Raw genomic sequence first — 18,024 nt, forward strand, 5'->3', positions numbered from 1 at the left:
AACATGCCGGTAACATTTCGAGCCAACCGGGAGCATCACGCCGGTGACGAGGTCGTACCCGACGGCCCGAGAGGAACGAGATGCGCTACGCCGAGTACCCCCGCGCCGAACGGGTGCTGCTGCACCTGAGCGACACCCACCTCCGTGCCGGCGGTGCGCCGCTGTACGACGACGTCGACTCCGAGGCTTATCTCGCCCGGGCGGTCGCGTCGATCGAGGCCTCCGGCATCCGTCCCGACGCGCTCGTGTTCACCGGCGACCTCGCCGACTTCGGCGAGAGCGACGCCTACGACCGGGTCCGCGCCCTCGTCGAGCCGCTCGCGCAGCGCCTCGCGACGCGCGTGGTCTGGGTCATGGGCAACCACGACGACCGGGCCGCTTTCCGCTCTCAACTGCTCCCCGGCGACACGGCGGAGCCGACGGCCCCGGTCGACCGCGTCGACGAGTTCGACGGCCTGCGCATCGTGACCCTCGACACGTCGGTCCCGGGCGCCCACCACGGCGAGGTCACCCCCGCCCAGCTGCGCTGGCTCGCCGAGGTGCTCGCCACCCCCGCGCCCCTGGGCACGATCCTCGCCATGCACCACCCGCCCGTGCCGAGCGTCCTCGACCTCGCGGCATCCGTCGAGCTGCGCGATCAGCGCAGCCTCGCCGAGGTGCTCCGCGGATCCGACGTGCGCGCGATCCTCGCGGGGCACCTGCACTACTCGACGTTCGCGACGTTCGCCGGCATCCCCGTGTCGGTGGCCTCGGCCACCTGCTACACGCAGGACCTCATGGTGCCCGTCGGCGGAACCCGTCCGCAGGACTCCGCCCAGGGATTCAACCTCGTGCACGTCTACGACGAGACGGTGGTCCACTCGGTCGTGCCGCTCGCCGCCAGCGCGGCCCTGCAGTACGTGGATGCCGAGGAATCGCAGCGACGGCTGCGCGACGCCGGCGTCGTGGTGCCGGCGTCGCGGGCGTTCAGCGGACCGGTGTCGCCGCCGACGACGCCGTTGCCGATCCTTCGCTGACCGCTTCCTTCTCCCACGGCGCCGCCACGGGGAAGTACCGCTCGAGGCAGGCGCGCAGCGCGGGCACGCGCACCTCCTCGGGGATCTCGGGCACGCTGCCGTCATTGAGGCAGAACATGTCGGTGTCGCGACGCGACACGAGGCGCTCCATCGTGCGCAGCGAGTCCAGCTGCGTCGTCTGCACGTAGCGGGTGCGCGGCTCGGTCGTGACGATCGCGCGGCCGGTCGCCAGGGCGTAGTAGTGGTAGAGGCTGTTCGTCACCGAGATGTCGGTGGCGGAGCGGAAGCGGCTGGCCGCGGTGCGGGCGTAGTCGTCGGCGAACTCGCGCTCGAGCTCGAACGCGACGGAGCGGCGCAGCGGGGTGGCGCAGTGCTCGAGGTCGAGCGTGATGACGCGCCCGAAGCGCTCCTTCAGCAGCGCGCGGTTCACGCGCAGGCCGTTGTCGTGACCGGAGCGCTCGATGTGCGCCGGTCCGCTGCCGATGCGGACACCGCTCTCGACGAAACGGCTCACGCCGCCGCCGCTGAAGAACAGCTCCGGCGTCACCGGGCGACCGAAGAACATGTCGTCGTTGCTGTACAGGAAGTGCTCGGCCAGCCCCGGGATGCGATGCAACTGCGCCTCGACCGCGTGCGAGTTGTGCGTGGGCAGCACGGAGGGGTCGGCGAAGAAGTCCTCGCTGCGCACGATCGTCACCTTCGGGTGATCGGCGAGCCACTCGGGGGTGGGGGAGTCCGTCGCGATGAAGATGCGTCGCACCCACGGCGCGTACATGTGCACGCTGCGCAGCGCGTAGCGAAGCTCGTCGACCTGGCGGTAACGGGCGGCGTTGTCGTCGCCGTCGCCCACGACGTAGCCCTTCATCCGCGCCGCGCGCTGGCGCTGGAACTCGCTCGACGAGCCGTCGACCCACGAGAAGACCATGTCGACCTCGGCGGTGAACTCGTTCGGGTGCGGGTCGAACATGCCCGACACGGTCATCCACCGGCGCCCGTAGCGCTCGATCTCGACCAGGTCGAGGTCGGCCGCCGCGAATCGCCGGCGGGTGAGGGCGCTGGGGCGGGGCGCCTCGATCGTCTTCTCGCCGAAGCGCCAGAGTTCGAGCCGCGGCGCAAGCGAGGCGCCGTAGCGGTAGGAGCCCTCGGTCGAGGTGCGCGGACGGAAGACGGCGTACGCCTGCACCGAACCGGCGGAGGGGTGCACGCTGTGCGCGGGCACCGGGTCTTCGCCGCGGGCCTTGAGGTAGATCGGCCCGAGCTCGGGGTCGCGCAGTGCCGTCAGCGCCGCCTCGGCGTCGGCGGTGTCGACCACGAGCTTCGGGCGACGGTTCGCGTCGCGCACGAGCAGCACGCGCACGCCGGCCGCTTCGATCGCGGATGCCGCGGTGAGCAGGTCGTCGCGCTCGGCGATCGAGGGGGTCGAGGTGTCGTCGACGACGTGCAGGATGCCGTCGTGCATCCGGATATCGGAGCGGGAGAGCAGCGCGCGCCAGGGGTCGGTGTCGATCGACAGGGGGACCATCGGGCGCATACTGCCTCCTCGGGGGTAGGTGACGGGTTCCGGACACCGTAAGGTTCCGGGGTTACGAAGACGTTTCGGCGGCGACGCCGAACGGCGGGGAGCGGAGCGCTACTGTCGAAGAGTGACTCTCATCGCTCGCTCCGGCCCGGTCTGTCCCGAACCGCCCTGCGAGCGACGGCGGGAAGCGGGCCGACGTTCCAGTTTCGCACACGCCGGGGCCTCGCGGCGCACGGGTGAGCGGGGGCTGTCGTGAGCCTCACCACCCCCGCGTCCGTCCGCGTGCGCGCGCCCGGGAAGATCAACGTCTTCCTCGAGGTCGGCGACGTGCAGGACGACGGGTACCACGAACTCGCGACGGCGTTCCAGGCCGTGTCTCTCTACGAGGAGATGATCGCCACCCCGGCCGACGACTTCGCGATGTCGGTGAGTGCGAAGGGTCCGGTCGACATCGAGGGCGTTCCCACCGACGACCGCAACCTCGCGATCCGCGCCGCCCGGCTGCTCGCGCGAACGGCCGGTGTCGACCGCGGCGCGCACCTCGCGATCCGCAAGGCCGTTCCCGTGGCCGGCGGTATGGGCGGCGGGTCCGCGGATGCGGCGGCGGCCCTGGTCGCCTGCGATGCCCTCTGGGGGCTCGGGATGCCGACGAGCGAGCTCGCCCACTTGGCGGCGCAGCTGGGGGCCGACGTGCCGTTCGCCCTCCTCGGCGGCACCGCCGTGGGCACGGGCCGTGGTGATGAGTTGAGCCCGGCCCTGGCGCGCGGACGCTTCGACTGGGTGCTGGTCACGAACGAGGTCGGCATGTCGACGCCGGTGGTCTACGGCGAACTCGACGCCCACCGCGAACGCCACGCGGTCGACATCGGACCCGCCCGGCGGGTCCCGGCCGTCGACCCCGACGTGTTGCACGCCCTGCGCCAGGGGGATGCCGGAATGCTCGCCGCGACCCTGCGCAACGACCTGCAGGCTCCGGCGCTTCACCTGCGGCCCGACCTGGCCCGGGTCCTCGAACGCGGAGAGAGCTCGGGCGCTCTGGCGGGTCTCGTATCGGGGTCGGGGCCGACCCTCGCCTTCCTCGCCGCCGACGAGTCGTCGGCGATCGATCTTCAGGTGACGCTGAGCGCTGCCGGTCACGTGGCTCTCCACGTGCACGGACCGGTGCCCGGAGCCCGCGTCGTCTGACCCCGCCGCGCCCCCGGTCCCTCGACCGTGTCGGGGGACCCGCGTCGCGGCAGAGGCGGCTGAGCCTGTCGAAGCCACCGGTCCCCATGTCCCCGGTCCCTCCGGCCGATCCGGGTCGCCTCGCAGGAGCCGGGCACCATAGCCCAGGTCGACACACGGAGCAATCTTCCGCTGACGCGTTCCGTACCTCGCTAGCCTCGACCGAGGTGGATCGTCACCCGTCGGCGCTGTGCCCGCGGGGCGCCACGGAGGGGGTACCCATGAAGGCAGTTCTCGACGGCGTCGTGATCGCCGAAGCCGACCGCGACGACCTGGCCTCGATCGAGGGCAACTGGTACTTCCCGCCGCAGGCGATCCGCGAGGGGGCTCTGCAGAAGAGCCCCACGGCCTACACCTGCCCCTGGAAGGGCGCCGCGCAGTACTGGAACGTCTCCCTCGACGGTGCCGAGCTGAAGGACGGCGCATGGTCGTACCCCGACCTGCGCGACGGTGCCGTCGAGCGCGTCGGGAAGGACTTCGCCGGCTACGTGGCCTTCGACCGCAAGGTCGTGGTCTCCGACTGAGGCGGCGATTCGCATGATCGAGTTCTCGGCCGTCTCCAAGGTCTTCCCTGACGGCACCCGCGCCGTCGACGACTTCCACCTCGTCATCCCCTCGCGCAAGACCACCGTCTTCGTCGGCTCCTCGGGCTGCGGGAAGACCACCCTCCTGCGCATGATCAACCGCATGGTCGAGCCCTCGTCGGGCACGATCTCCATCGACGGCGACGACATCGGCGGAAAGGCCGCCGTGCAGCTGCGACGCAGCATCGGCTACGTGATGCAGAACTCCGGTCTGCTTCCGCACTTCACCGTCGCCGACAACATCGCCACGGTTCCCGTGCTGCAGGGCCAGAACCGCAAGACCGCACGCACGCGCGCGCTCGAGCTGATGAAGACCGTCGGCCTCGACACGGCGATGGCCGACCGTTACCCGAGCCAGCTCTCGGGTGGCCAGCAGCAGCGCGTGGGCGTCGCCCGGGGCCTCGCCGCCGACCCCAACATCCTGCTGATGGACGAGCCGTTCGGCGCCGTCGACCCGATCGTGCGCGACGAGCTGCAGCAGGAGCTCCTGCGGCTGCAGAGCGAGATCGGCAAGACGATCGTCTTCGTCACTCACGACATCGACGAGGCCTTCCTCCTCGGCGACCAGGTCGTCATCCTCGAAAAGGGCGCCAAGATCGCCCAGGTCGGCACGCCGAGCGAGATCGTGGAGAACCCCGCGAGCGACTTCGTAGCGAGCTTCATCGGTGCCGTCAAGGGCAAGCGCGCACTCCACCTCAAGCAGACGCCGACCGGCACGGTCGTGGTGGATGCCGAGGGCCGCACGCAGGGCGCCCTCGTGGAGGATGCGCGCCCGTGAACTGGGTCGGCAACAACCTCGACCTCATCGGGCAGCTGACGCTGGTGCACCTGCGTCAGAGTCTGATCGCCCTGGTCGTCGGCTTCGTCATCAGCGTCCCCCTCGGCTGGGTCGCCTGGCGCTACCGTCTGGTGCGCAGCGGCGTCATCACGATCACGGGACTGCTGTACACGATCCCCTCGCTCGCGCTGCTCATCCTCGTGCCCGTGGTCACCGGCTGGTACAGCATCGTCAGTGAGACCAACCTCATCGTCGCGCTCGCGATCTACGCCGTCGCCATCCTCGTCCGCGCCGTCGCCGACGGTCTCGATTCGGTGGATGCGGGTGTCCGCCAGGCGTCCACCGCCATCGGCTACGGCTCGTTCCGCCGCTTCATCGCGGTGGAGTTCCCCCTCGCCGGACCCGTGGTGCTGGCGGGTCTTCGCGTCGCCTCGGCGAGCACGATCGCGCTGGCCACGGTCGGCATCCTGGTCGGCATCCAGAACATCGGCTACCTCTTCACCAACGGACTGCAGCGCCGGATCATCCCGGAGGTCTTCGCCGGGGTCGTCGCCGTCGTCGTGCTCGCGCTGGTCATCGACCTCGTGCTGGTGATCGCGGGGCGCCTGCTGATGCCCTGGACCCGTCGTGCCGCGGTGCCCTCGGCGCGACGCGCACGGACGGCGGTGGCCGCATGAACCTTCTCGGGGATGCCATCGGGTGGATCTTCTCCGGCGATCCCGGCCGCGGGTTCGATGCCATCCCGCTCGCGATCGGCGTACAGCTGCTCTACACCCTCATCGCGGTGGTCATCGCGGGCGTCATCGCGATTCCGCTCGGGTGGTACATCGGCCACACGGGCAAGGGACGAGAGATCGCCGTCGCGATCTCCGGGGCCGCGCGTGCGATCCCGTCGTTCGGACTGCTCATCCTCCTGACCCTCCTGCTCGGCGTGCTGCACAAGCCCGAGGCGGCGGTCATCTCGTTCGTCGTCCTCGCGATCCCCTCCCTCCTGGCCGGGGCGTACACCGGCTTCGAGGCGATCGACCGGCGCGTCATCGACGCCGGCCGATCGATGGGCATGACCGAATCGCAGATCCTCTGGCGCATCGAGGTGCCGCTCGGACTCCCGCTGCTGGTCGGCGGCATCCGCGCCGCGACACTGCAGGTGCTCGCGACCGTGACGATCGCCGCCTACATCGGTCTCGGCGGTCTCGGGCAGTACATCATCGCCGCCATCCCGCTGCGTCGCTTCGACATCCTCATCGGCGGCGCGATCCTCGTGGCCGTTCTCGCCCTCGTCATCGACGGCCTGTTCGCCCTGCTCCAGCATCTCGTCGTGCCGCGCGGCATCCGCGCCGCCGGCTCCGCGCAACCGCAGCGACGCTCCGCGCGTCAGCGCCGTGCCGAGGCCATCGCCGTCGGCGCCCCCGCCGCGCCGCCCGCGACCCCCTGACCCACCCGAATCCCGCATCACCAGAAAAGAGAGCACCCATGTTCACAGCACGAACCCGGAAGGGCCTCGGCGTCTTCGCCGGCCTCGCTGTCGCCTCGATCGCCCTCGCCGGCTGCAGTGGCGGCTCGAGCGACCCGCTGAGCAACGGCGGCGGCGACGCGTCGGCGTCGTCCGACACCATCGTCGTCGGCTCGCAGGCCTACTACTCGAACGAGATCATCGCCGAGATCTACGCCCAGGCCCTCGAGGGCGCCGGCAAGACGGTCACGCGGCAGTTCCAGATCGGCCAGCGCGACGCCTACATCCCGCTGCTCGAGGACGGCACCGTCTCGGTGTTCCCCGAGTACACCGGCAACCTCCTGCAGTTCTTCGACGCCGAGACCACGGCCCGCACCGCGGACGACGTGTACGCGGCGCTGCCGGCGGCGCTTCCCGAGGGCCTCGAGGTGCTCGACCAGTCCGACGCGACCGACCAGGACTCGTACACCGTGACCGCGGCCTTCGCGCAGGCGAACGGCCTCACGAGCATCGCCGATCTGGCCAAGGTCACCTCGGGCGTCACGCTCGGTGGAAACGCCGAGCTCGCCGAGCGTCCCTACGGCCCGACCGGCCTGCAGTCGACCTACGGCGTGAACGTGCAGTTCTCGCCGACCGGTGAGACCACGGTCGACGACCTCGTCGCCGGCACCATCCAGGTCGCGAACGTCTACACGGCCGACCCCCGCATCCAGACCGACGACCTCGTCACGCTGACCGACCCGAAGGGCCTGTTCCTCGCGTCGAACGTCGTGCCGGTCGTCAACTCGAACGTCGCCTCCGAGGTGTCCGACGTGCTGAACAAGGTCAGCGCGGCGCTCACCCCCGAGGGCCTCGTCGAGCTCAACGTGAAGTCGACCGTCGACCAGGAGTCGACGCCCGACATCGCCAAGGAGTGGCTCGCCGCCAACGGCTTCTGAGCCCGTTCCGCAGTGCGGGGCCGTCCGGTTCGCCGGGCGGCCCCGCCGTGTTTCCGCGGCCGGGTCGGCGCTATCCGCGAGACAGCAGTCCGGCGACATCCTGCGCCCGAGTCGTCAGCGAGCTGCCGGCTCACGGCGTCGAAATCGCTCCTGCGTCGGCGCTACCGCGTGAGCGGGAGGGAGGATGCCGCGACCGCGGCGCTCGGGCGGGTCACCGCACCGCGTAGCCTGGGACGGATATGGCACATCTGCTCGGGGGCGAAGCCCTGCACCTGGAATACCCGACCAAGGTCGTGTTCGACTCCGTCTCGCTGGGAGTGAACGAGGGCGACCGCATCGGCATCGTCGGCCGCAACGGCGACGGCAAGTCCAGCCTGCTGGGCATGCTCGCCGGCATCCGCGAACCCGACGGCGGGCGCGTGACGGTGCGCGGGGGAGTGACGGTCGGGGTGCTGGACCAGCAGGACACCCTCGACGACGACGACACGATCGGCCACGCGGTGGTCGGCGACCGCCCCGAGCACGAGTGGGCCGGCGACGCCCGCACGCGAGACGTCATCGCCGGGCTGCTCGGAGACCTGCCCTGGGATGCCAGACTCGGCGAGCTCTCCGGTGGTCAGCGGCGTCGCGTCGCTCTGGCGAAGCTGCTCTCGGGCGACTGGGACGTGCTGTTCCTCGACGAGCCCACCAACCACCTCGACGTCGAGGCCATCACCTGGCTCGCCGGACACCTCAAGAAGCGCTGGGCGCCGAGCGCCGGCGGCCTGCTCGTCGTCACGCACGACCGGTGGTTCCTCGATGAGATCTGCAACACCACGTGGGAGGTGCACGACCGCCTCGTCGAGCCCTTCGAGGGCGGGTACGCGGCGTACATCCTGCAGCGCGTCGAGCGCGACCGCCAGGCGGCATCCATCGAGCAGCGCCGTCAGAACCTCGCGCGCAAGGAGCTCGCGTGGCTGCGCCGCGGGGCGCCGGCGCGCACGTCGAAGCCGAAGTTCCGCATCGACGCCGCGAACGAGCTCATCGCCGACGTCCCCGAGATCCGCGACAAGGTGGCGCTCCAGTCGCTCGCGGTCGCGCGGCTCGGCAAGGACGTCGTCGACCTGCTCGACGCGGGCGTCGCGTTCGGCGACAAGACGGTGCTGAAGGACGTCGAGTGGCGGATCGCGCCGGGGGAGCGCACCGGCATCCTGGGCGTCAACGGCGCGGGCAAGTCGACGCTGCTGAACCTGGTGACCGGATCCGTCGACCCCACCAGCGGACGCGTGAAGCGCGGGAAGACCGTCAAAGTCGCCACGTTGACCCAGCGCCTGGACGAACTCGACCAGCACCTGGACGACCCGGTGCGCGTGGTCATCTCGAACCTCCGCACCACCTACGCCTTCGGCACCGGGTCGAAGGCGCAGGAGCTGACCCCCGGGCAGCTGCTGGAGCGCCTCGGGTTCTCGAGCGCCCAGCTGTCCACCCCGGTGAAAGACCTCTCGGGTGGGCAGAAGCGGCGCCTGCAGCTGCTGCTGGTCATCCTCGACCAGCCCAACGTGCTGATCCTCGACGAGCCCACCAACGACCTCGACACCGACATGCTCGCGGCCATGGAGGACCTGCTCGACTCGTGGTCGGGCACCCTCATCGTCGTCTCCCACGACCGGTACTTCCTCGAGCGCGTCACCGACCAGCAGTACGCGATCCTGGATGCCAAGCTGCGCCACCTCCCCGGGGGAGTGGACGAATACCTGCGCCTGCGGGCGCTCCAGGATGCCGAGCCCTCGCGCCCCGCGGCATCCGGTGGGTCAGTGGCTCCGGCGGGGCTGCAGGGCGCCGACCTGCGCGCCGCGCAGAAAGAGGCCTCGGCCGCCGAGCGCAAGATCGAGAAGCTGCAGCAGCAGATCGACAGGGCGAAAGCCGCCCTGGCCGACCACGATCAGTCGGACTACGTCGGTCTGGGCAAGGAGATGGAGCGCATCAGCGCCTTGGAGGACGAGCGCGACGAGCTCGAGGGACGCTGGTTCGAGCTCACGGAGGCGATCGGCTGAGCCCGAGCGCCGCTGCTCGCGCCGTTCCGGATGCCGCAGCTGCGGCCTCCGGGTCCTCGCCCCCGCGATCGGGTGCGACCCGCGGGCCTCAGTGGATCGCGTACTCGAGGATCGCGATGAAGACCCCGAGACACGCGGTCGCGAACCCGCCGACGAGCCGCCCGAAGAGGCGGGCGCCGCGGCGGCGATAGGCGCTGTAGCCGAGCAGGAAGAGCACCACGAACGTCGACCACATCGACAGCTCGGACGCGTCGTCGATCGGCATCCCGGTGACACCGGCGTACATCAGCACCAGCACCGAGGGCACAGAGGCGTAGAGCATGCCGGCGCCGTGGCGCATCCCCTCGCGCGTGGCGTGGCGCAGGCCGTGGTCGGCGTGCTCGGTGAGCGTGTGGGCGAAGACGTGGGCGATGAAGAAGACCACGAGCGAGGTCGACGCGCTCAGCAGCACCTCCCACACCGTTTCGGCGTGGTCGTCGGCGATCGTGACGAAGGCCGCGAAGACGATCAGGCCGTAGATGGCCGCGGGGGAGCGGAAGCGCACGTCGAACCACGCGCGCACGCGCGCCCATCGAGAGGGGGAGGAGACGGGGGTGCTCATGCGTCGAATCCCAGGCTCAGCTTGCGCAGCAGTGTCGCGAGGCGCTCGCGGTCGTTCTTCGCCAGACCCTCCAGCAGCAGAGCCTCGGCGTCGACGAGGCGCGTGATCGCGGCGTCCACTCGCACGCGTCCGTCATCGGTGAGGGTCACCAGGATGCTGCGACCGTCGCCGGGGTCGGCCTCGCGCCGCACGAAACGGCGGGCAACGAGGCGGTCGATGCGGTTGGTCATCGTGCCGCTCGACACCAGCGTCTGCTGCAGCAGCTGCTTCGGGCTCAGCTGGTACGGCTCTCCCGCACGCCGCAGGGCCGAGAGCACGTCCCACTCCCACGACTCGATGTCGCTGCGGCGGAACGCCTCCTTGCGCGCGATGTCGAGGTGGCGCGAGAGCCGCGCCACGCGCGAGAGCACCTCGAGGGGGGAGAAGTCGAGATCGGGGCGCTGCCGCATCCACGCATCGACGATGCGGTCGACTTCGTCGCTGTCCCGGCTCACTCCCTCATTATGGCGAGAGGACGCCGTGGTCGTGGCGTCGGGAGGGTGCGGAGGGCCGACGTCTGGCAGACTTGACCGGTGCCCGCGGGCACGGTCCGCCGTGGTGTAACGGCAGCACGACAGCCTTTGGAGCTGTTAGGTCCAGGTTCGAATCCTGGCGGCGGAGCATGACATCACCGACCGAGTTGGCCGTCGTCGTCCTCGCTGCGGGTCAGGGCACCCGCATGCGGTCGCGTCTTCCCAAGGTGCTGCATCCGGTGGGCGGTCGTCCGCTCGTCGGACACGTGCTCGACACCGCGGCATCCCTCGACCCGGCCCGCATCGTTGTCGTCGTGCGGCACGAGCGCGAGCTCGTCGCCGAGGCGGTGTCGGAGCTCGCCCCCGGCGTCGTCGTGGTCGATCAGGACGAGGTCCCGGGCACCGGGCGCGCCGTCGAGGCCGCACTCGACGCGCTCGACGGGTTCGAGGGCGACGTGCTCGTGCTCAGCGCCGACGTGCCGCTGCTCGAGACCGGCACCCTCACCGAGCTGCTCGCGACCCACCGCACCGGCGGAACGGCCGTGACGCTCCTGAGCGCGCGCGTCGACGAGCCTTTCGGCTACGGCCGCATCCTGCGCGACGAGACCGACGGTGTGCGCCGCATCGTCGAGCAGAAGGATGCCACGACCGACGAGGCCGCGGTCACCGAGATCAACGTGGGGGTCTACGTCTTCCAGGCGGCACCGCTGCGCGCCCAGCTGGCGCTCGTGGGCACCGCCAACGCGCAGGGCGAGAAGTACCTCACCGACGTGATCGGACTGCTCCGCGACGCGCAGCTGGGCGTCGCGGCATCCGTCACCTCCGATGCGGCGGCCGCCCTCGGCGTGAACGACCGCGTGCAGCTGTCGGAAGCCGGACGCACCCTCAACGCCCGGACGGTACGCCGCTGGCAGCTCGAGGGCGTCACGGTGGTCGACCCGGCGACGACGTGGATCGACGTGACGGCGACGCTGGCTCCTGACGTGACGATCCTGCCCAACACGCACGTGCGCGGAGCGACCGTCATCGCCTCGGGCGCCACGATCGGCCCCGACACCAGCCTCGTGGACTGCGAGATCGGTGAAGATGCCACGGTCACGCGCACCGACGGGACTCTCGCGGTCGTCGAGGCGGGCGCAACCGTCGGTCCCTTCGCCTATCTCCGCGCGAACGCCCGCGTCGGCGTCAAGGGCAAAGTCGGCACCTTCGTCGAGGTGAAGAACTCCTCGATCGGAGAGGGCAGCAAGGTCCCGCACCTGTCGTACATCGGCGACACCGAGATCGGCCGCGGGGTCAACCTCGGCGCCGGCGCGATCACCGCCAACTACGACGACATCGCCAAGCACCGCACCGTCATCGGCGACGATGTGCACAGCGGATCGCACAACGTCTTCGTGGCGCCGGTTACGATTGGAGCCGGTGCCAAGACGGGTGCCGGGGCGGTGATCCGCAAGGACGTTCCGGCCGGTGCTCTGGCGCTCAGCGTGTCCCCCCAGCGCAACATCGAGGGGTGGGTCGAGAAGAACCGACCGGGCACCGCGGCGGCCGACGTGGCTGCGCGGGCTCGGGCTGAACAGGAAGCGGCCGATGGCTCGTAAGAAGAATCGTGTAGACCTCGACCGCGACAACGGCATCGCCCCCGGGCTCGTCGCCAAGACCAAGAAGCGGCTCGTCGTCGCCTCCGGCCGGTCGCATCCCGAACTGGCGAAGCAGGTCGCCGAGCACCTCGGCACCGAGTTGGCCCCCACCGAGCATCGCACCTTCGCCTCGGGTGAGATCTACACCCGCTTCGAGGTGTCGATCCGAGGATGCGACGTTTTCGTCGTGCAGTCGTTCGGACCGCCGGTCAACGAGTGGCTCATGGAGCTGCTCATCATGCTCGACGCCCTCAAGCGCGCCTCCGCCAAGCGCATCACCGTCGTCGCGCCGTACTTCCCGTACTCGCGGCAAGACAAGAAGGGCCGCGGACGCGAGCCGATCAGCGCTCGTCTCGTCGCCGACCTGCTGAAGACCGCGGGCGCCGACCGGATCATGAGCGTCGACCTGCACGCCGCGCAGATCCAGGGCTTCTTCGACGGCCCCGTCGACCACCTCTTCGCCAAACCCGTGCTGCTCGAGCACTTCGAGCAGGGACTCACGGGGGAGGACCGCGAGACCCTCACCGTCGTCTCTCCCGACATGGGCCGTGTGCGCGTGGCCGACACGTGGTCCGACAGCCTCGGCGCCCCGCTCGCGATCATCCACAAGCGTCGCGACCCGAAGGTCGCCAACCAGGTCTCGGTGCACGAGATCGTCGGTGACGTGAAGGGCCGCACCTGCCTGCTCGTCGACGACATGATCGACACCGGCGGCACAATCCAGAAGGCCGCGCAGGCGCTCAAGGCGTCCGGAGCCCGCAAGGTCATCGTCGCCGCGACCCACGCGATCTTCAGCGATCCCGCCACGGAACGGCTTCAGGATGCCGCGATCGACGAGGTCGTCGTCACCGACACCGTTCCGCTGTCCGCCGAGCGCCGTTTCGATCGCCTGACGGTGCTGCCGATCGCACCGCTGCTGGCCCGCGCCATCCACGAGGTGTTCGAAGACGGCTCGGTCACGAGCATGTTCGGCGGCGACGCGTAAGCGTCCTCTCCGCCTGTCGCGACGCAGCCGCCTCCCCGCCGGGAGGCGGCTGCGCCCGTTTTCCCACGGTCGCCAGGTGGCTGGGCCTGTCGAAGCCACCGGTCCTCGCTGGGTGAGGTGGCTGCGTCCGTTTTCCCGACGCTCGTCAGGTGGCTGAGCCTGTCGAAGCCACCGGTCCCTTCGACAGGCGCTGAGACCTCCCGCGTCGCCTCCGCTCATAGCCGGTGCAAAGGTATGAACCGGGGAGCCGTGAAGGTCGTGTCCCTACCGTGAGCATGCACGCGCCGCGAGGCACGACCGAAGGAGGACCCTCATGATCCGCACCACAGCCGTACCCCGTCCTGTCCGCGTCGGGACCGCCCTCCTGGGCGTCGCCGGCATCGTCACCCTGGCCGGGTGCGCGGGCGGCGCGACCGACGCCGCCGCTCCCGCCGAGACCACTGCGGCCCCCGCTGCCTCGTCCGCCCCCAGCGCGAGCGCGAGCTCCGCCACCGGCTCCGCGACCTCGGGCACCTACGCCGACGGCACCTACGAGGCCACGGGGCAGTACGCGACCCCCGAGAGCGTCGAGACGATCGACGTCACCCTCACGATCGCGGGCGACACCGTCACGGCCGTCGAGGTGACCGGCGACCCGCAGGCCGCGGAGTCCAAGCGGTACCAGAGCGAGTTCATCGGCGGCATCCAGGACGAGGTCGTCGGCAAGAAGCTCGACGAGATCTCGGTGAGCAAGGTCGCCGGATCCTCCCTCACCAGCGGCGGCTTCAACACGGCCGTCGAGACCATCAAGACCGAGGCGAAGGCCTGACCGAGATGAGCACTCCGACCGCGACGGGCTCGACGTGGGCCTTCGACGCGATCGGCACGTCGTGGGCGATCGACTCGGCCGCACCCGTGCCGCCGGTCGCCCGCGATGCAGTGACCGCCGTCGTCGAGCGGTTCGACCGCGAGTGGTCGCGCTTCCGCGACGACTCGGTGGTGTCGGCCCTCGCGGACGGGCGTGCGGCATCCGTCGACCTTCCCGGTGACGCGGATGCCATGCTCTCGCTCTACGACGAACTCGATCGGGCGACCGGGGGCGCCGTCAATCCGCTGATCGGCGACGCCCTCGCCCGGCTCGGCTACGACGCGCGCCTCTCCCTCGCGCCGCAGGGCGCGCCTGTCGCGGCACCCGACTGGCGCCGGGACCTGTCGTGGTCCGACGGGAGGCTGCGGCTCGCGCGTCCCGCCACGATCGACGTGGGGGCGCTCGGGAAGGGGCGTCTCGTCGACCTCGTCGTCGAGGCCCTCTCCCCGCACGTCGGCGGCGACCTGATCGTCGACGCCTCCGGCGACCTCGCCGCTCGCGGGGCCCCCGTGCGGGTCGGCCTCGAGCACCCCTACGACCCCACGCGGGTGATCGGCGTCGTCACGGTGGAGGATGCCGCCCTCTGCGCCTCGGCCATCAATCGCCGCGCGTGGGGCGACGGCCTCCATCACGTTCTCGACGCGCGCACCGGCGCTCCCGTCCGCGCGTATGCGGCGACGTGGGCGCTCGCCGACACCGCGATGCGCGCCGACGCCCTGGCGACGGCGCTGTTCTTCGACGGCGGGCCCGAGCTCGCGGCATCCTGGGATGCGCAGTGGGTGCGCATGCGCACCGACGGCCGGGTCGAGTGGTCGCCCGGTTTCTCCGGTGAGATCTTCGCCTGACCCTCTTCACCCCTCGGAAGGGACCCCTGTCATGAGCACCACGCTCACCGCCGGCTCCACCCGCGTGCGCGGTCTCATCGGCCGTGTCTCGATGTACCGCCTGGTCCTGTCGTCGCTCGGACTGCTCGCGATTCTCTCGCTCGTGCTGTCGTTCGCCGGTCTGGTCGTGCCGGAGCCGCTCGAGCTCGTCGTCAGCGCCGTCGTCCTGGTCGCGGCGTGCGCGGTGACCGATCTCGTCGCGCAGAGCGTGCTCCGGATGCCGCGCCGCCTGGAGTCCTCGCTCATAACTGCCGCGATCCTGCTGTTCGTGCTGCGCCCGAGCGTCGAACCGCTGGGCATCGCGGGTCTCGTACTGGCCGGGGTCGTGGCATCCGCGTCGAAGTACGTGCTGGCGTGGCGGGGGCGCCACATCTTCAACCCCGCGGCGGCCGGTGCGACGGTTCTGACGATCGTGAGCATCTGGGCGCCCGATCTGGGGTCGTCGGCGTGGTGGGTGGGTTCGCCGTGGCTCGCGGCGCCGGTTCTGGTGCTGGGAGTGCTGTTGCTGCTGCGCACCGACAAGCTGCCCGTCGTCGCGACGTTCTGGGTCGTGGCCATGACGGTCGCGTTCGTCCGCACGACCGTTCAGTTCACCTCCGCGGGGTTCCCGGTCGACGTGCCGAGCGTGCTGGTGCAGGTGGCCTTCTCGTCGCCGTTCCTCTTCCTCGGGGCGTTCATGCTCTCGGAGCCGCTCACGCTGCCGCCGCGCCGCGCTCAGCAGCTCCTCGTCGCCATCGTCGTGGGCGTGCTGGCCGGGTGGCCGCTCGCGGTCGGGGGGATCACCCTCGGCCAGGAGCGGGCGCTGCTCGTGGGCAACCTCGTGGCGTTCCTGTTCTGCCTGCGTGCGGCCGTGCGGTTGCGCGTCGAGGAGCGGCGCGATCTGACCCCCACCGTGCGCGAGCTCACCTTCCGCGCGGCGCGTCCCTTCTCGTTCGCCCCGGGCCAGTACCTGGAACTCGACGTGCCGCACCGTCGGCCCGACCGCCGCGGTACGCGCCGTGAGTTCTCGATCGCTTCGGCACCCGAAGACCTGCCCGAGGTGCGCATCGCTTTCAAGGACGGGTCGCAGTCGTCGTACAAGCGCGCCCTCGCCGCCGTCGCGCACGGCTCCACCCTCGCGGTCACGGGCGTGTGGGGCGATTTCGTCCTCCCGGCGCGTCCGACCGCCCCGGTGCTCATGGTCGCGGCCGGCATCGGGGTCACCCCCTTCGTCGCGCAGCTGCGTCACCTCGTCGCCACCGGCCAGGAGCGCGACGCGGTGCTGGTGTACGTGGTGTCGGAGGCGGCGGAGCTGGCCTTCCGTGACGACATCGCGGCCAGCGGCATCCCCGTGCTGGTGTTCTCGCGCGATGAACCGGGCGACCTCCCGGCGGGCTGGACGTGGGCGGGGCCGGATCGCGTGGATGCCGGTGCGCTGCTGCGCGCGGTGCCCGACATCGCGCAGCGCGCGGCGTACGTCTCCGGTCCGCCGCGGCTGATCGCCGCCCTCGCGCCGGCGCTCGCGAAGGCGAAGTCGCTCACGACCGACGCCTTCGCGGGGTACTGAGCACCGGTTACAGTGAGCCGGTGCCCACACCGGACTTCGTTCTCGAGCTGCGTCGACACGTCGGTACGGTTCCGCTCCCCCTCGTGGGGGTGACCGCCGTCATCCGCCGCGGCGACGAGGTGTTGCTGGGGCGCCGCAGCGACAACGGCCGGCTGACTCCCCTCACGGGCATCGTCGACCCGGGGGAGGAGCCCGCCGACGCCGCGGCGCGCGAGGCGCTGGAAGAGGCGGGTGTCGGAATCGGCGTCGACCGCCTCGCCTGGGTGCATCAGATCCCGCGCGTGACCTACGCCAACGGCGATCGTGCCGACTACCTCGATCTGGTCTTCGCGTGCCGGTGGCTGTCGGGGGAGCCGACGCCGGTCGACGGCGAGATGACCGACCTCGGGTGGTACGACGTCTCGCGCGTCGACGAGGTGCTCGACGCCGAGATGGCGGCGCGGGTGCGCGCTGCTCTCACGCCGGGTGCGACGCGGTTCGAGGGCGGCGGGCGGTGACGTCCCGCCTCCGCGTCGTCATCGGCGTCGCGCTCCTGGGCGCGCTGTCCCTGCCGGGGTGCACGGCGGCCGACGACGACGTGGCCGCCTACGTCGACCGCGCCGTCGCCGAGATGCGCGACGGCATCCATGCCGACACCGCCGAGTTCCAGGATGCCGTGACCGCGGCGGAGGGCGAGCTGAAAGCGCGGGAGACGATCAGCGACGCGCACGCCGGTCTCGGCGAACTGGTGGTGGCGGCGGGCGGCATCCATTCGTTCTTCCTCACCCCCGCGGAGGCTATTGCAGCGCGGTCGGTGGATCAGCCGGGCGCGACGTTCCCGGTGCCGTCGGTGTCGACGTTCGAGGGAATCTCGACCGTGTCGCTGCCGTCGTTCAACGGGCAGTCCGCGGAGGCCGAGGAGCGGTACCGATCCGCCGGGCTCACGGCGATGAAGCGGGCGGCGGACGCCACCACGTGCGGGTGGATCGTGGACCTGCGCACGAACGGCGGCGGCAACGCGTGGCCGATGCTCGCCGTGGCAGCCCCGCTGCTCGACGACGGCGACGTCGTGGGTCTGCGCTCGCGGGAGGGCGAGCTGGCGTGGGCGCGCGTCGAGGGCGGCGGCGTCGTGTCGACCCCCGGAGACGCCGGCACCGAGACGCCGGGCGGCTTCACGATCGACGCCCCCGTCGCTCTGCTAACGTCGACGACCACCGCAAGCGCCGCCGAGATCGTGGCGATCGCCTTCGCGGGTCAGGCCGACACCGTGCGCGTCGGCGCGCGCACGGCGGGGTTGACCACCGGCAACGAGGTGCGCGAGCTCAGCGACGGCGCAAGGCTGGTGTTGACCACCTCGTACGACGTCGACCGCACGGGCACCGTCTACGACGGCCCCCTCGAGCCCGATGTCGTCGCGCCGCCCGGCAGCGTCCCGAGCGACATCGAACGGGCCCGCGCCGAGCTGCGCGCCCGCTGCACCTGACGGCC

Annotated in this window: 18 protein-coding genes and 1 tRNA gene; 16 read left to right on the forward strand and 3 right to left on the reverse strand. The window is 71.0% G+C overall.

Annotated elements, in window-relative coordinates; all coding sequences use genetic code 11:
- Positions 1-80 precede the first annotated feature (80 nt).
- Complete coding sequence (locus AB0N80_RS09805) at positions 81-1,016, forward strand: phosphodiesterase (RefSeq protein WP_315994639.1); 936 nt, start codon at positions 81-83, stop codon at positions 1,014-1,016.
- On the opposite strand, the gene AB0N80_RS09810 is transcribed toward AB0N80_RS09805, so the two are convergent.
- Positions 967-2,547: a stealth conserved region 3 domain-containing protein gene (locus AB0N80_RS09810; protein ID WP_315994638.1), complete on the reverse strand. Its 1,581-nt coding sequence runs from the start codon at positions 2,545-2,547 to the stop codon at positions 967-969. The genes AB0N80_RS09805 and AB0N80_RS09810 overlap by 50 nt on opposite strands.
- A 240-nt stretch (positions 2,548-2,787) precedes the next feature.
- Between AB0N80_RS09810 and AB0N80_RS09815 the strand changes: the two genes are divergently transcribed.
- The 7 genes from AB0N80_RS09815 to AB0N80_RS09845 all read left to right on the forward strand — a co-directional run bounded on the left by AB0N80_RS09815 (position 2,788) and on the right by AB0N80_RS09845 (position 9,545).
- A complete protein-coding gene (locus AB0N80_RS09815; RefSeq protein WP_363389513.1) occupies positions 2,788-3,720 on the forward strand; it encodes a 4-(cytidine 5'-diphospho)-2-C-methyl-D-erythritol kinase in 933 nt (310 codons plus the stop codon).
- A 260-nt stretch (positions 3,721-3,980) separates the two neighbouring features.
- Positions 3,981-4,283: a DUF427 domain-containing protein gene (locus AB0N80_RS09820; protein WP_315994636.1), complete on the forward strand. Its 303-nt coding sequence runs from the start codon at positions 3,981-3,983 to the stop codon at positions 4,281-4,283.
- A 13-nt stretch (positions 4,284-4,296) separates the two neighbouring features.
- Positions 4,297-5,121 (forward strand): ATP-binding cassette domain-containing protein, encoded by an 825-nt coding sequence (locus AB0N80_RS09825; protein ID WP_315994635.1) that lies wholly within the window; start codon positions 4,297-4,299, stop codon positions 5,119-5,121.
- Positions 5,118-5,798 carry an ABC transporter permease subunit gene (locus tag AB0N80_RS09830; protein WP_315994634.1) on the forward strand — a complete coding sequence of 227 codons (681 nt, stop codon included), beginning with the start codon at positions 5,118-5,120 and terminating at the stop codon, positions 5,796-5,798. Before AB0N80_RS09825 ends, AB0N80_RS09830 begins: the two co-directional genes overlap by 4 nt.
- Positions 5,795-6,556, forward strand: a complete 762-nt coding sequence (locus AB0N80_RS09835) for an ABC transporter permease (protein WP_363389508.1) — start codon at positions 5,795-5,797, stop codon at positions 6,554-6,556. Before AB0N80_RS09830 ends, AB0N80_RS09835 begins: the two co-directional genes overlap by 4 nt.
- A 38-nt stretch (positions 6,557-6,594) precedes the next feature.
- Positions 6,595-7,512 carry an ABC transporter substrate-binding protein gene (locus AB0N80_RS09840; protein WP_363389505.1) on the forward strand — a complete coding sequence of 306 codons (918 nt, stop codon included), beginning with the start codon at positions 6,595-6,597 and terminating at the stop codon, positions 7,510-7,512.
- Positions 7,513-7,751: 239 nt separating this feature from the next.
- Positions 7,752-9,545, forward strand: coding sequence for an ABC-F family ATP-binding cassette domain-containing protein (locus AB0N80_RS09845; protein ID WP_363578623.1), 1,794 nt, complete (start codon positions 7,752-7,754; stop codon positions 9,543-9,545).
- 88 nt (positions 9,546-9,633) lie between these two features.
- Here AB0N80_RS09845 and AB0N80_RS09850 read toward each other — a convergent pair whose 3' ends face one another.
- Positions 9,634-10,146, reverse strand: coding sequence for a hypothetical protein (locus AB0N80_RS09850; protein ID WP_363389499.1), 513 nt, complete (start codon positions 10,144-10,146; stop codon positions 9,634-9,636).
- Entirely contained in the window at positions 10,143-10,640 is a 498-nt protein-coding gene (locus tag AB0N80_RS09855) for a MarR family transcriptional regulator (protein ID WP_076676560.1), read from the reverse strand. The genes AB0N80_RS09850 and AB0N80_RS09855 overlap by 4 nt, the downstream gene beginning before the upstream one ends.
- Before the next feature lie 94 nt (positions 10,641-10,734).
- Between AB0N80_RS09855 and AB0N80_RS09860 the strand changes: the two genes are divergently transcribed.
- The 8 genes from AB0N80_RS09860 to AB0N80_RS09895 all read left to right on the forward strand — a co-directional run bounded on the left by AB0N80_RS09860 (position 10,735) and on the right by AB0N80_RS09895 (position 18,019).
- Positions 10,735-10,806, forward strand: a tRNA-Gln gene (locus AB0N80_RS09860).
- Position 10,807: 1 nt separating this feature from the next.
- Complete coding sequence (gene glmU, locus AB0N80_RS09865; RefSeq protein WP_315994629.1) at positions 10,808-12,256, forward strand: bifunctional UDP-N-acetylglucosamine diphosphorylase/glucosamine-1-phosphate N-acetyltransferase GlmU; 1,449 nt, start codon at positions 10,808-10,810, stop codon at positions 12,254-12,256.
- Complete coding sequence (locus tag AB0N80_RS09870) at positions 12,246-13,280, forward strand: ribose-phosphate diphosphokinase (RefSeq protein ID WP_315994628.1); 1,035 nt, start codon at positions 12,246-12,248, stop codon at positions 13,278-13,280. The genes glmU and AB0N80_RS09870 overlap by 11 nt, the downstream gene beginning before the upstream one ends.
- A 313-nt stretch (positions 13,281-13,593) precedes the next feature.
- Positions 13,594-14,088, forward strand: a complete 495-nt coding sequence (locus AB0N80_RS09875) for a hypothetical protein (protein WP_363578624.1) — start codon at positions 13,594-13,596, stop codon at positions 14,086-14,088.
- A gap of 5 nt (positions 14,089-14,093) precedes the next feature.
- The gene (locus AB0N80_RS09880; protein ID WP_363578625.1) at positions 14,094-14,972 is read left to right on the forward strand and encodes an FAD:protein FMN transferase; all 879 of its coding nucleotides are present in this window, start codon (positions 14,094-14,096) and stop codon (positions 14,970-14,972) included.
- A gap of 31 nt (positions 14,973-15,003) precedes the next feature.
- On the forward strand, positions 15,004-16,557 hold the full coding sequence (locus tag AB0N80_RS09885; protein ID WP_363578626.1) for a flavodoxin reductase: 1,554 nt from the start codon (positions 15,004-15,006) through the stop codon (positions 16,555-16,557).
- Positions 16,558-16,577: 20 nt separating this feature from the next.
- Entirely contained in the window at positions 16,578-17,054 is a 477-nt protein-coding gene (locus AB0N80_RS09890; protein WP_315994624.1) for an NUDIX domain-containing protein, read from the forward strand.
- A complete protein-coding gene (locus tag AB0N80_RS09895; RefSeq protein ID WP_363578627.1) occupies positions 17,051-18,019 on the forward strand; it encodes a S41 family peptidase in 969 nt (322 codons plus the stop codon). The genes AB0N80_RS09890 and AB0N80_RS09895 overlap by 4 nt, the downstream gene beginning before the upstream one ends.
- Positions 18,020-18,024: the final 5 nt, after the last annotated feature.

This window comes from Microbacterium sp. NPDC089188 (assembly GCF_040685155.1).
In the GTDB taxonomy this organism is placed as follows: Bacteria; Actinomycetota; Actinomycetes; order Actinomycetales; family Microbacteriaceae; genus Microbacterium; species Microbacterium galbum.

Coding starts and splice junctions, on each gene's coding strand:
- AB0N80_RS09805 (WP_315994639.1), top strand. CDS start 81: ATGCGCTACGCCGAGTACCCCCGCGCCGAACGGGTGCTGCTGCACCTG.
- AB0N80_RS09810 (WP_315994638.1), bottom strand. CDS start 2,547: ATGCGCCCGATGGTCCCCCTGTCGATCGACACCGACCCCTGGCGCGCG.
- AB0N80_RS09820 (WP_315994636.1), top strand. CDS start 3,981: ATGAAGGCAGTTCTCGACGGCGTCGTGATCGCCGAAGCCGACCGCGAC.
- AB0N80_RS09825 (WP_315994635.1), top strand. CDS start 4,297: ATGATCGAGTTCTCGGCCGTCTCCAAGGTCTTCCCTGACGGCACCCGC.
- AB0N80_RS09835 (WP_363389508.1), top strand. CDS start 5,795: ATGAACCTTCTCGGGGATGCCATCGGGTGGATCTTCTCCGGCGATCCC.
- AB0N80_RS09840 (WP_363389505.1), top strand. CDS start 6,595: ATGTTCACAGCACGAACCCGGAAGGGCCTCGGCGTCTTCGCCGGCCTC.
- AB0N80_RS09845 (WP_363578623.1), top strand. CDS start 7,752: ATGGCACATCTGCTCGGGGGCGAAGCCCTGCACCTGGAATACCCGACC.
- AB0N80_RS09850 (WP_363389499.1), bottom strand. CDS start 10,146: ATGAGCACCCCCGTCTCCTCCCCCTCTCGATGGGCGCGCGTGCGCGCG.
- glmU (WP_315994629.1), top strand. CDS start 10,808: ATGACATCACCGACCGAGTTGGCCGTCGTCGTCCTCGCTGCGGGTCAG.
- AB0N80_RS09870 (WP_315994628.1), top strand. CDS start 12,246: ATGGCTCGTAAGAAGAATCGTGTAGACCTCGACCGCGACAACGGCATC.
- AB0N80_RS09875 (WP_363578624.1), top strand. CDS start 13,594: ATGATCCGCACCACAGCCGTACCCCGTCCTGTCCGCGTCGGGACCGCC.
- AB0N80_RS09880 (WP_363578625.1), top strand. CDS start 14,094: ATGAGCACTCCGACCGCGACGGGCTCGACGTGGGCCTTCGACGCGATC.
- AB0N80_RS09885 (WP_363578626.1), top strand. CDS start 15,004: ATGAGCACCACGCTCACCGCCGGCTCCACCCGCGTGCGCGGTCTCATC.